At 39.4% G+C, this 13,345-nt stretch carries 12 protein-coding genes; 3 read left to right on the top strand and 9 right to left on the bottom strand.

All coding sequences use genetic code 11. The annotated features are described in order from the left end of the window. The first annotated feature begins 317 nt into the window (after positions 1 to 317). Together dusA and ACH63V_RS17025 are read left to right on the top strand one after the other, a co-directional pair. A complete protein-coding gene (gene dusA, locus ACH63V_RS17030) occupies positions 318 to 1,322 on the top strand; it encodes a tRNA dihydrouridine(20/20a) synthase DusA (protein WP_396464165.1) in 1,005 nt (334 codons plus the stop codon). A gap of 336 nt (positions 1,323 to 1,658) precedes the next feature. Continuing rightward, positions 1,659 to 2,168 carry a hypothetical protein gene (locus ACH63V_RS17025; protein ID WP_002050979.1) on the top strand — a complete coding sequence of 170 codons (510 nt, stop codon included), beginning with the start codon at positions 1,659 to 1,661 and terminating at the stop codon, positions 2,166 to 2,168. A gap of 7 nt (positions 2,169 to 2,175) precedes the next feature. Here ACH63V_RS17025 and ACH63V_RS17020 read toward each other — a convergent pair whose 3' ends face one another. Then, positions 2,176 to 3,069 carry a LysR family transcriptional regulator gene (locus ACH63V_RS17020; RefSeq protein ID WP_396464164.1) on the bottom strand — a complete coding sequence of 298 codons (894 nt, stop codon included), beginning with the start codon at positions 3,067 to 3,069 and terminating at the stop codon, positions 2,176 to 2,178. 103 nt (positions 3,070 to 3,172) lie between these two features. Between ACH63V_RS17020 and ACH63V_RS17015 the strand changes: the two genes are divergently transcribed. Beyond that, positions 3,173 to 3,295 carry a hypothetical protein gene (locus tag ACH63V_RS17015; protein WP_081404853.1) on the top strand — a complete coding sequence of 41 codons (123 nt, stop codon included), beginning with the start codon at positions 3,173 to 3,175 and terminating at the stop codon, positions 3,293 to 3,295. A 63-nt stretch (positions 3,296 to 3,358) separates the two neighbouring features. Here ACH63V_RS17015 and ACH63V_RS17010 read toward each other — a convergent pair whose 3' ends face one another. The 8 genes from ACH63V_RS17010 to ACH63V_RS16975 all read right to left on the bottom strand — a co-directional run. Beyond that, a complete protein-coding gene (locus ACH63V_RS17010) occupies positions 3,359 to 4,120 on the bottom strand; it encodes a ThiF family adenylyltransferase (RefSeq protein WP_000130925.1) in 762 nt (253 codons plus the stop codon). A 299-nt stretch (positions 4,121 to 4,419) separates the two neighbouring features. Further along, entirely contained in the window at positions 4,420 to 7,176 is a 2,757-nt protein-coding gene (gene acnA, locus ACH63V_RS17005) for an aconitate hydratase AcnA (RefSeq protein WP_396464163.1), read from the bottom strand. A gap of 124 nt (positions 7,177 to 7,300) precedes the next feature. Then, a complete protein-coding gene (locus tag ACH63V_RS17000; RefSeq protein ID WP_396464162.1) occupies positions 7,301 to 8,113 on the bottom strand; it encodes a TatD family hydrolase in 813 nt (270 codons plus the stop codon). Beyond that, complete coding sequence (locus tag ACH63V_RS16995; protein WP_396464161.1) at positions 8,113 to 9,054, bottom strand: RsiV family protein; 942 nt, start codon at positions 9,052 to 9,054, stop codon at positions 8,113 to 8,115. The genes ACH63V_RS17000 and ACH63V_RS16995 overlap by 1 nt, the downstream gene beginning before the upstream one ends. An 87-nt stretch (positions 9,055 to 9,141) precedes the next feature. Continuing rightward, positions 9,142 to 9,984 carry a hypothetical protein gene (locus tag ACH63V_RS16990; RefSeq protein ID WP_396464160.1) on the bottom strand — a complete coding sequence of 281 codons (843 nt, stop codon included), beginning with the start codon at positions 9,982 to 9,984 and terminating at the stop codon, positions 9,142 to 9,144. A gap of 69 nt (positions 9,985 to 10,053) precedes the next feature. Then, on the bottom strand, positions 10,054 to 11,646 hold the full coding sequence (locus ACH63V_RS16985; RefSeq protein WP_263612928.1) for a peptide chain release factor 3: 1,593 nt from the start codon (positions 11,644 to 11,646) through the stop codon (positions 10,054 to 10,056). 609 nt (positions 11,647 to 12,255) lie between these two features. Then, a complete protein-coding gene (locus ACH63V_RS16980; RefSeq protein WP_396464159.1) occupies positions 12,256 to 12,612 on the bottom strand; it encodes a roadblock/LC7 domain-containing protein in 357 nt (118 codons plus the stop codon). 58 nt (positions 12,613 to 12,670) lie between these two features. Further along, positions 12,671 to 13,345 (bottom strand): hypothetical protein (locus ACH63V_RS16975; RefSeq protein WP_396464158.1); only part of this gene is annotated, 675 nt, incomplete at its 5' end.

The following is a 13,345-nucleotide window of genomic DNA, read 5'->3' as shown; positions in this document are numbered from 1 at the left end:
CTAAAATATGACCCAAATTCATTCTACTTACCAACTCATGAATACTCTTTGTAGAAGTATACGATTCACTTTTAAATATATAAATTCCTCTAATGAACCCATATATTTAGATAAAACATTAATTACTAGCCAATTTGATGCTTTCTTACAAAAAAAGCAGCTAGCTCAGTCATAACCTAACTTGTTAAAAATCATCTTTCTACATTCACCATAAGGGCGGTTATAAATTACGCGATTAAATGTCTCTGTCGATTCAGAGCTAAACCCCGTATAATGCTGCCCTTTCTTTAATTTAGCGACTTTTGGGTCTATTGGTTATGCAATCACTTCAATCGTTACAACCTCGTATTTCTGTCGCACCGATGATGGACTGGACTACAAAGGATTACCGATTCTTTGCACGCTTGTTTAACCCAAACGTTGTGCTGTATACCGAAATGGTAACGACAGGCGCGATTTTATTTGGTGATGCAAAACGCCACTTGGACTACAGCGCACAAGAACACCCTATCGTTTTGCAACTTGGCGGCTCAAATCCGCAAGAGCTTGCGACCTGCACAAAAATGGCTGAAGACTGGGGTTACGATGAAGTTAACCTTAATGTAGGCTGTCCAAGTGACCGCGTCCAGAATAATAAAATCGGCGCATGTTTAATGGCAGAACCAGACTTGGTCGCTGAATGTATTCATAGCATGCAAAAAGCGGTCAGTATTCCCGTAACGGTAAAGCACCGTATCGGTATTGATGACATGCAGTCTTACGAAGAAATGCTGCACTTTGTAGACAGCGTTGCGTCCACAGGCTGTACTCATTTTGTTGTGCATGCACGTATTGCGATATTGAAAGGTTTGTCTCCGAAAGAAAACCGCGAAGTACCACCGCTACGCTATGAAGATGTTTACCGTTTAAAGCAAGAACGCCCACACCTGACCATTGAAATTAACGGCGGAATTAAAACTTTTGCCGAAACTCAAGCTCATTTACAACACGTTGACGGCGTGATGATTGGCCGTGAAGCCTATCACAACCCTTACTTACTTGCTGAGCTTGGCCAACTTTGGAACCTAGAAGCACCAGACCGTTTCGATATTATGGAACAAATGCTGCCTTATATCGAACAACGCATGGCTGAAGGTGCGCCACTCTCTATCATTACCCGTCATATTTTGGGTTTATTCCAAAATTTACCAGGTGCCCGTAAATGGCGTCAGGCATTGAGCGGTGGAAATGCGAAAACTTTAGCTGATGTTGAGAATGCAATTCAAAACATGCAAGCTGCCATTATTCGTACTGAAGAATATGTAAAAGAGCATCAGGTTTAAGCCCGCTCAGCCTTCTTAAATTGTAAGAAAATGTGGCATTTTAAATCAGAGACTTAGATTTTGAGTATATTCGCAAATGTCGGCTCAAAATATTCAAATTTAAGCTCTGATTAATTATTTATAATGAATAATATCAAACAATTAAATTTCACTGCTTTTAGTCGCTATTTCAACTAGGCTATTTTTTCTCAGTCAGAAATAAAAACTGGAAAAAAGATACGTTATTACATAACATAAACAAAACTTTTAAGTTTGGGCAATTAGTATCTCTGAACGCCACAGGTAGGTGGTGATTTTCTAAATACGGATATAGGTAGTACGGGTAGAGATTTCACGATGATTATTTATGACGGACAAGTAGCTGATAACTATATGTATCAGGATTCAAATCAGGCAGCGATTGTTGTATCACACAGCACACCAAGCCTTCCTTATCCCTTCACCATGAAACCCAATAATCACCGCACTGAAAGCAACACCCCTCCAGCCATAGATGTAGAAAAATTCGTAGCAAAATTAGAAAGTGTTACCTCTAGACGCAGCAAAGCTCGTTGTGCTCGTAGCATTCGTCTTGCACTTGAATCTGCTGGTGCCGATGTTGAAAACCATCCTATTGCAGCATCTGATTGGGGCGATACCCTGAAAAAGATTGGCTATAAAGAAATTAACCCAGCTTTTGATGAGCCACAAGAAGGCGATATTTACATCATTCACAGAACCCGCAATCACGTTTATGGACATATTGCTGGTTACACAGGCAGTGAATGGGTATCAGACTTCAAACAAAGCAGTTATGACGTCTACAAAGATGACAACGTCACCTACACTTACTATAGATTAGGCTAATTCATTTTTAAGATAAAAACATTTGATGAATTTGCTCGGCACAGCGCTGAATCATTTCATCATGATCTTTTCTATAGACCAACAAAACTTCTGAAAGTGACAAATGATCTGCCAAAGGTAAAAGCTTTACCTGATTAGGCAAAATTTGTTTGAACTCTTGCGGAACTATACTGATTCCCAAATTTGCAGCAACCAATTGTAGCTGTGAAACCTTCCGTGACTGAATAGGGGCTTTTTGTGGAGTAAATCCTGCAGCTAAACACAGATTTGCGACCAAATAACTTAAGCCCCCTCTTTCAGCATGAGGTGTAGATACAAAACACTCATCTTTTAAGTCTTTTAAACAAACCTTTTCTTCTTTAGTAAATTTGGCATGATCAAGATGCACAGCCACCATTAATGGCTCCTCATATAGCTTAACAACACTCATCTCATCTAGTGTGTGCCGAACGGGTGGCCGAATAAAACCAATATCAATTTCACCATTCATTAACGCTAAGATCTGTTGTTCTGATGACAAGGTATTCAACTCAAAACTCAGCTGCTGGGTTAAGCTAACTTCTTTTAATATTTGAACCTTTTTATGGTCCATAACAATGCTGCTTGAATGAGCAATTTTAATCTGACGGTTTTTCCCATCCGACACACTTTTAGACAGGTCAATAATTTCATCTAAGTAAAGCAGATTATCTTTTATTTTCTTATAGAAAACCTCTCCCGCTGCCGTGAGTTTTGCTCTTTTGTCAGTACGGTCAAACAATTGAAAATCAATTTCTTCTTCTAATAGTTTCATTTGTCGACTTAAAGCAGACTGAGCAATAAATAGCTTTTCTGAAGCAGCAGTAAAGCTCCCTTCTTCAACAATTTTTATGAAATATTGGAATTGTTTTAATGTGAGCATTACCATCTCAAAATTAGATAATTTGGTCTATTTTATATATTAGATTAGATGAATAACCTTGACTAGAATTTTAATCAAGACCATTCACTTGATTGAATTCTTCATGAAGTATTTAAAAGGTTTCGCAATATGCACCATCGTTATTCTAATTTTATGGTGCTTTAAATTTTATGATCAGCAGCTACCTACACAGCCCCAGCAAGACAACATAGAGCTGTACGATTAAATAGTTTCTCTCAAAAATAAAAGGCATGCACTTACATAAGCACATGCCTTTTCAATATTTACATTAGGCTTTCTTTAAATCGAGCTTTTTCAAAACTTCTGCCACAGCAATCATAGCAAAGCTTGAAGTCACCACTACCGCTGAACCATAACCTCCACAGCGCAACCCAGCCGATGGGCAGACATCTGCACTAGAAAATGGGTTGTCGATAGAATAAATGCAGGTAATGCCAAATTTCTCTTTTGGCTTTTTACAGATGCCGCGAGCACGAAGCTGACTACGTAGCTTCGCTAACATTGGGTCTTGTTCTGTTTTTGATAGATCAGCTACGCGGATTTTAAGTGGATCGAGCTTACCACCTGCCCCACCCGACACAATCAAAGGAATTTTGTTAAAACGACAATGGAGCATTAAAGCCAGTTTTGCTTTAACGTCATCGATGCAGTCCAAAACAATGTCTGGTACAGGGTTTAAAAGCTCTGCAACATTTTCAGGTGTTAAGAAGTCATCAATAATATTGACTTTAATACGTGGGTTAATTTGGCGACAACGCTCCGCCATAATCTCAACTTTTTCACAGCCCAGAGTTGATGTCATTGCAGGTAGCTGACGATTTACATTTGACGCTGCAACCACATCCATATCGACTAATGTGATCTCACCAATACCTGTACGCGCTAAAGCTTCTACCGCCCAACTGCCGACACCACCAATACCAATCACCATCACATGACTTTTTTCATAGTGCTGGAACGATGAATCACCATAAATTTTGGCTACACCTGCAAAACGGCGGTCATATTCATCTTGTTGAAGATCGGTCATTGCTACTCTTTGAGGGGATATAAAACACGGGGAGTATTTTACTGCTTTTCAGACGAAAGTGTATTTCAGATCAAAGAAAACTTCATAACATCATACATAAGAATATTTAGGATTTAGTTCTTCATTTATTACCGCGACAGGCGGCATGGATGCCGCCCAGTTGGGCTGCGGTATAGGGAATACCGTCAGCCCGACAAAGGTTTTTTTGTTACTTTTCATCCTCGAAAAGTAAGGATACAGTTATATACCCAACATTAGCTCATACACATTCATTATAAGGCCGTGCTAAGTTTATCGATTTATGAAGCAATCAAATTCCGCAGTACATAATGCAAAATACCACCCGCCTTAAAGTACTCAACCTCATTTAACGTATCAATTCGGCATAACACATTAAAGTGGCTGGCTACCCCATTTGGCCCTTTCACATCAACTTCAAGAATTTCATGAGGCTGAATACCATCCGATAAACCACGAATCGAGATAACCTCATGACCGGTTAAGTTGAGCGACTGCCTAGTTTGTCCATCAACAAACTGGAGTGGCAACACGCCCATACCCACCAAGTTTGAACGGTGAATACGCTCAAAACTTTCAGCAATGACAGCTTTGACACCTAACAAGTTCGTTCCTTTGGCAGCCCAGTCACGTGAAGAACCTGTTCCGTATTCTTTACCAGCGATAATAATGAGCGGTGTATGCTCTTGTTGGTAACGCATTGCCGCATCATAAATGGCAAGCTTCTCACCACTTGGAATATGGATGGTATTACCACCTTCTTCACCGCCGAGCATTTCGTTTTTAATACGAATATTGGCAAACGTGCCTCGCATCATGACTTCATGATTACCACGTCGTGAACCATAAGAGTTGAAGTCTTTTGGTTCAACACCTTGCTCTTGTAAATAGCGGCCTGCCGGACTGTCTTTTTTGATATTACCGGCCGGTGAAATATGGTCGGTTGTTACCGAGTCACCAAGCACTGCCAAAATACGCGCCTGTTCAATATTTTTAATTGGTTTTGGTGGCTCACTAATGCCTTCAAAGAACGGCGGATGGCGGATATAAGTCGAGTCATCAGCCCATTCGTAAGTTTTACTTTTTGGAATCTGAATCGATTGCCAGCTTTCATCACCATCAAACACCGCAGCATATTCTTTGTGGAACATGTCGGTATTTACTTTTTGTAAGACAGCATCAATTTCTGCCTGACTTGGCCAGATATCTTTTAAGTAAACAGGTTGCCCGTCTTTACCTTGCCCAATTGGTTGAGTCGTTAAGTCAGTACGAATATTCCCAACTAAACCATAAGCAACCACAAGTGGTGGTGATGCAAGCCAGTTGGTTTTAACCAATGGGTGTACGCGCCCTTCAAAGTTACGGTTACCAGAGAGTACAGATGCCACGTTTAGATCATGACACTGAATGGCTTCTTCAATTGGTTCAGGTAAAGGACCCGAGTTACCAATACACGTGGTACAACCATAACCAACCAAGTTATAGCCGAGCTCATCTAAATACGGCGTAAGCCCAGCCGCCAACAAATAGTCAGTCACGACTTTAGAACCAGGCGCAAGTGAACTTTTCACCCACGGTTTGCGCTGCAAGCCTTTTTCAATGGCTTTTTTAGCAAGTAAACCTGCTGCCAACATTACACTTGGGTTTGAAGTATTGGTACATGAAGTAATCGCTGAAATGACAACATCGCCATGATTTAACGGATATTCCTGCCCCTCAATCACACAAGATGGGCTTTCGTGCTGAATATTGGCTTTGGTCGCTTCTACAGCCGTACCGCCACCGCCTTCATTTTCCAAACGCTCTTTGGCTTCTTTGGCGGGTTTAAGTGTTAACTCCATGAGCGCATTAAACGTTTTTGGTACTTCTGACAAAAGCACACGGTCTTGAGGGCGTTTTGGACCAGCCAAACTTGCCTGTACTGTACTCATATCTAAACTTAACGTATCTGTGAAAACAGGCTCATCACCTGCATTTCGCCATAAGCCTTGTGCTTTACTATACGCTTCAACCAGTGCAATACGGTCACTTTGGCGGCCAGTTAGCTTCAAATAACCTAAAGTCACTTCATCAATTGGGAAGAAGCCACACGTTGCACCATATTCAGGTGCCATGTTGGCAATAGTCGCACGGTCAGCAAGTGGTAAGTCGGCTAAGCCATCGCCATAGAACTCGACAAATTTACCCACTACACCTTTTTGGCGAAGCATTTGAGTAATAGTGAGCACCAAGTCAGTTGCCGTAATCCCTTCTTGTAATTTGCCTGTGAGTTTAAAACCAATCACCTCAGGAATGAGCATAGAAATAGGTTGGCCCAACATTGCAGCTTCTGCTTCAATACCACCAACCCCCCAACCCAGTACCCCTAAACCATTAATCATGGTGGTATGGGAGTCTGTACCGACCAATGTGTCAGGAAAAGCAAAAGTTTGCCCGTTGTCTTCACCTAGCCATACTGCTTGAGCCAAATATTCTAAGTTGACCTGATGGCAAATACCGGTACCTGGTGGCACAACACTAAAGTTATTAAATGCAGATTGTCCCCAACGCAAAAATTGATACCGCTCGCCATTACGCTGCATTTCAATTTGAACGTTTTCCTCAAAAGCCTGATCATCGGCAAAATAGTCCACCATCACAGAGTGGTCAATGACTAAGTCTACAGGCGATAACGGATTAATTTTTTCAGGGTTGCCGCCCGCCTGTGCCATTGCAGCACGCATTGCAGCTAAGTCAACGACCGCAGGAACACCGGTAAAATCTTGCATTAAAACCCGTGCAGGTCGATATTGAATTTCCTGATCGGAAGTACGGGTTTTCAACCACTCTGCTAAAGCATGAATGTGTTCCGTTTTAACACTGTGTTGATCTTCAAACCGTAATAAGTTTTCCAACAGTACTTTTAATGATTTCGGCAGTTTGGCAATGTCACCTAGCTTTTTCTCGGCTTGGGTTAAGCTAAAAATCTGATAATTGCTGGAACCTACTGTTAGCGTCTGTAGAGCATTAAAACTATTGATATTGCTATACTTAGCCATTGGGTTATCCTCCCATGTCTGGCAATGTTATTTTTCACGTTTTTACATGTTGTTTTCTTACTTTAAGCTTCTTTTTTCATCACTGTGTTTTGTTTTAGTTACTATTTCTAATCTTTGATTTTTATTACGATAATTTCAAAGCAGATAGAGAGTTTTTCCAAAGTTTTTCGGCTAAATCTGACTCTGGCATATTTAAATTTTCGGCCAAACTTTTTAATACAAAAGGTAAGTTTACAGGCGTATTTCTGGTGCGCTGTTCAGTAGAGGTTTGACAGCAAAGCGGTGTCATATCTGGGCAGTCTGTTTCAATCACTAAATGCTCAGCGCCTATCGCCTGCACAACGGTATGAAGCTTTTTCGCATTTGGGTTGGTAATTTGCCCCGTCACACCAATTTTAAAACCGAGTTTAATTAACCCTTTCGCCTCTTCTACCCCACCACTAAAAGCATGAGCAATGCCGCCCAATTTAAACTTATGCGCTTTTAACAAAGCAAGCACATCGCCATGCGCTTTACGGATATGAAGCAGCACTGGTTTTTGGTATTGGGTTGCTAGTTCTAACTGGTCAGCAAAATATTGTTTTTGCTTGGCATATACATCGGGCTGCTTATGCTCTTTCAGAAAAGTATCTAAGCCAATTTCACCGACTGCCACGCAGTCTTCTTGCTGTAAAATTTTTTCAAGATGAGAAAGATGCTCTGGCCTGTGTTGTTCAATATAAAACGGATGCAACCCCGGCGCTAAATAAGAAGTGGGTACATTATCCCACTGCTTGAGCTGATGATGGGTGTGTACCAACTCATCAAAACGTGACTGTAAAAAGCCTATTAACACCAAAGCATCTACACCCACTTTTTTAGCCTCAAGTGCTAACTGTTGCCGATCTTCATTAAAATCGGCAACATCAAAATGGGTATGGGTATCAAACAAATGCATTAGCTAGCACTTTTTGCAGCTGGTGCCGAAGCAGGTTTAGCCTTAGGCTGTGGCAAATATTCTTCTTTCAACACATCTTGTAATTGGTCATACGGAATGACTAAACGAGGCAACCCAACAACGTAAGGCCCAATTTCATATTCGCCATATTGAAGAATCAAGCCCTGATCACCTAACAAGAAGTTCTCAGTGAGTTTAAACGGCCAAGCTTGTTCATATTCACTCACACTATTGGCAAGTTTTGAATCTGTCACCCAAGCTTTAAACGCTTCATGTGCTAACTTTTCTAAAGCCGCTTTTTTCTCTGGACGCAGCAAGTTTTCAAGTTTGACCTGCTTTTCCTCTTTTAAATCAAAATTGTAATAGTGCTGTGCAGCCGAACCATGTGCCCCACCCAAATAGCTACTACTATTTACAACAACAGTTACGACTTTACCTTGCGACTGTATGATTTTAGGCTTCACTAAAAGGTTAATTTGATGATTACTACTTAACTCTTTTAGTTCCTTGTCTAAACCAATAAATGAGTTGGCATAGCGTTGAACCTGAGCATCAAAACTATCTGGTTGATCTATAGCGGCAACTGCTGAAGCCTCTGTCTTTTTATCCGCTTTTACTGCTTTTGCATCTGGCTCTGCAATCTCAAGAATCTGGCCGAGTGCTTTTAAAACTTGTTGGTCAATAATCTTATCAATAAATGGATAGTTACTTTGCAAGCGCTCTACAGTAAATTCAGGACAAGTTTTACCACTACAGTCAGGTAAAACCACCTTACTTTGCACTGTTTCCCCTTTTAAAGTCAGCTCCACAGGCTTTTGCTCAACCACTGCTGGTTTTTGCTGATCTTTCGACTCTTTAGGATCACTTTTAGGCTGACATGCCACTAAAAATAGTGCAGAAGCAAGTAGCGTTAAACGTAGCGAGGCCTTAGAAGTTAACATCATATTTTGCCTTTATTCTGAGAAGATTATGCATAACTGATATGAAGTTAGCGCATCTATAAGTAGGTTGCAAATTCTGCTACCAACTTAAAACATTTGTTCATAAACCTCAGGTTGTAATATTTTTTTAGTTTGCTCTGTTGTTAAATAAATATCGAGCTGAGGAGCATCTTTCGTAATCTGATTTGCCTGATAGTGCAGACCTACACCTTCACCATCAAAGAACCAGTCGGCTTGTCCCCAATACAAAGTTTTTGGTGCGTCTTTTTTAACGTCAGCATTTTGTTTTTTCAGCCAATCCTGATAAGCCGTTTGCACGATTTGATGCACAGTGGTTTGTTGGTCTTTTTGAAGTACATCAAGCAAAGTTAAGCTTTTATGCAATTTACGATCAGCCACGAAAAAATAATAACGATCTTTTATAGTGACTTCTTCTTGTTTGCTGTCCAACCCTAATTGCAATAAAACATATTGATTACGCTGCGAAGCAATACGCGTATGAATGTGTAATTCGTAGGCACGGTTTTTAGAATATTTCTCTTGCCATTCATCCGACTTTTTAACGTAAGCATCAACTGCTTGTTGCAGACTTAAATCTTTTTTCAAATCAATTTGAGTCTGAATAACTTTCGCCTGACTCTTTTCAATCCAGCTATTTAACCAAGTGTCTTGGGTTTTTATGGTTTGAATATCGACATCAATACAGTTTTTCTTTTCACAAAAAGGAACTGCATAATTTGCCTTGGTTTCGGTCAAGTTTAAATAAGGTAAAACCTCTGCTTTCTCAGCAGGATGCTCTTGAGCAGAGACTGGATTTTTTTGAGAAGAGAATGAGGAATGAGTGCTTTTCCAAACAAATGCAGAAATAGCAGAAATTATTGCTATGACTGCAACTACAAGCGCAATAATGGCCTTTTTACTCAAGTTCATTTCATCATCCTTTCTTATTTTTCAAAACAAAACAGCTTCTATTCGAAGCTGTTTGTCACATTTACATGCTTAGTGTTCACGTGTGTTACGGAACTGAATATCAGGCCAACGCTCTTGCATAATCTGCAAGTTTACTCGGCTTGGAGCAAGATACGTTAAGTGACCGCCACCATCAATTGAAAGCTGGTCGTGTGCTTTTTTCTTGAACTCATTAAGAATCTTGTCGTCATCACAATGAATCCAACGCACGGTATTTACACTTACTGGCTCGTAAACACAGTCAACTTTATATTCTTCTTTCAAGCGATAAGCAACAACGTCAAACTGAAGCACACCAACTGCACCCACGATCAAATCATTGCTAATTTGTGGCATAAACACCTGAGTTGCACCTTCTTCAGACAACTCTTTCAAACCTTTTTGCAACTGTTTTGACTTTAATGGATCTTTCAAACGTACACGACGGAACATTTCTGGCGCGAAGTGTGGAATACCAGTGAAGTGCAGGTTTTCACCGCTAGTGAAAGTATCACCAATCTGGATTGTACCGTGGTTGTGCAAACCAATAATATCGCCCGGCCATGCTTCTTCTAAATGCTCACGCTCACCAGCCAAGAAAGTCAACGCGTCACTAATGCGGACTTCTTTACCAATACGCACGTGATTCATTTTCAAGCCTTTCTCGTACTTACCAGAACAAATACGCATGAAGGCAATACGGTCACGGTGTTTAGGGTCCATGTTGGCTTGAATTTTAAATACAAAACCAGAGAAACCTTCTTCTTTCGCTTCAACGACACGCTCTTGCGTTGGGTGAGCTTTAGGTTCAGGTGCCCAGTTCATAAATGCATCTAGAACGTGGTCGACACCAAAGTTACCTAATGCTGTACCAAATAGAACAGGCGTTTGTTTACCTTGTAAGAAAAGCTCGCGGTCTAATGGCTCGTTTGCCATTTGTACTAGCTCTAGCGACTCTTCAAAAGAAGCCCAAGCCAACTCGCCTACTTTGTCACGAATGTCGGCATGATCATAACCATCACGCACTTCAATATCGGTAATGGTTGAACCAAAACCTGCTTTGTATACATACAATTTATTTTCAAGAATATTGTATACACCAGCAAAGTCACGACCCATACCAAGTGGCCATGTAATTGGTACACAACGGATGTTTAAAACGTTTTCAATTTCGTCTAACAACTCAAGTGGTTCACGAATTTCGCGGTCCATTTTGTTGACGAAAGAAATAATTGGTGTGTCACGCATACGACACACTTCCATCAATTTGATGGTACGTTCTTCGACACCTTTTGCACCGTCAATCACCATAAGTGCAGAGTCAACCGCGGTAAGCGTACGATAAGTATCTTCCGAGAAGTCTTCATGCCCCGGTGTATCGAGTAAGTTAATCGTGTGACCTTTATATGGGAACTGCATAACAGACGTGGTAATCGAGATACCACGTTCTTTTTCCATTTCCATCCAGTCAGATGTAGCTGCACGGTCAGATTTACGGCTTTTTACCATCCCTGCAACCTGAATCGCTTTACCCCATAACAACAGTTTTTCTGTCATGGTGGTTTTACCGGCATCGGGGTGGGAAATAATAGCAAATGTGCGTCGTTGAGCGACCTGTGCCGCTAACTCATCTTTAAAACTCATGAAATACACCTACTGCGGAGATTGCAGTGCCGAAGATCTAAAGTCGATCAAAATAAAAAATTGGCGTAATTGTAGCAGATTTATAAAGTGTTTCATCGACTTTGTGGACAAGTCTGGAGTTGTCCACATATTTCAAAACTAGAAGTCACTACTAAGAAGATTATGTTCACGACTTCTAGAATTTTTCACATTAAAGTCTATGAAACTTCTCTTCTGGTTCAGAGCTACTGCGTCAACATATTTAAATGAATTGAGCGGTATAGATGGATGTAAAAACAGTTATCACATACTGATAACGCTAAAACAAAAGCAACTTATTGCATCAAATCAGAGGGATTGAGAATTAAGATAAGAAATAATGTTGCTGCAAGGGCTATTTACTGATTTTACCTACAAACAAATTGGGCATAGAGATTTCATTCTAATCTTTTAACAAAAAAGACCATTCAGTTGTTTTGAAACAAGACTACGAAGAAGAAAGATATCAGTATCTAAATAAAGGGGAAATAATTTGTAAAATTGAATGCATAATTTTTTCATAAAGAATGAACAGTTTGTTAAACATGTTCATTCTTTTGTTTTACAATTTTAAACTAATGCTTTTTTGAATTAAGAAAAATCTAATTCTTTCTCAAAAGCACGTAGTTCATGTCGTGACATTGCTAGGTTTGCTTTACTACGTTCTAAAACAATATATAAGAATAATGCTGGATTATCACTTAATGGACGAAGTAAATGATATTGTTTGTCTAAAGTAATGAGAATGTCTTCGATATTGTCATTTAGATTTAACGTTTTAGCTACTTTTTGCTTAGCACGATAAACTTCTGTATTTCCTGCTGCTGCAAGTTCAATATCAAGACCATTCCCCACAGTCGATAATGCTAAACCACTTTCACTATCAACTAATGCCCCAGCAACAAAACCATCAATAGCTGATAGTTTATCAAGCTCTAAACGTGCCATAAATTACTCCAATTGTATAAAAAGGCAAAATGCCAAATAATAGATGTATTAACATCTTTTATATTCCAAGTTTTCTTCTTAACTTTCCTAGAAAACTTGAGAATACCCCCGAAGAGTTTTGATAAGATTGAACAGTTTCTATTTTAAATTTAGCTTGGGCAGAAGGTATGCTTTCACTCATCCTCAATAACTGCGTCATTAAAATAAATTTTTTAACTTGTGTTGAAGTATATTCAGAATTTTGAACAACATATTCAACCTCTGCACCTTTTGAGAAAAAGGCTGATATTTTTAATAATTTTTTTCTATTTGAAAAACCATTAACTTGAGGCCATTCATTAAGAATATAACATTGTTTATCTTGAATATTAGATAACTCTAAAATTTCAGTAGACTGATAAAGAACCTGCCATAACCAAACTTTCAAATCAAATAAAACAAAAGATTTTAAGAGTTCATTAACTAGAGAACTTTTAGCATAGCTTTGTTTAATTTGATGATTAAAAATAATATGGTCTCGTTTAGGATCAACAAAAACACGTTCAGTACGCGCATCAATAATTGCAATATTACCTATATGATCATATAGACGAATAAAACCATTTCTTTCCGTAAATATTTCATCAAAAGATAAGGTTGCTTCATGGTTTAAAGTAATCTGATATTTTTTTGTTTTATCAACCAACCAAGATAATAAATCATTGGATTTTAAAAATGGATAGTAGAGTATACC

The organism is Acinetobacter sp. ABJ-A23_2 (assembly GCF_044538765.1).
GTDB classification, from domain to species: Bacteria; Pseudomonadota; Gammaproteobacteria; order Pseudomonadales; family Moraxellaceae; genus Acinetobacter; species Acinetobacter nosocomialis_A.
Note: the sequence above shows the minus strand (reverse complement) of the source record. Positions and strands in the feature narration are given on the sequence as shown.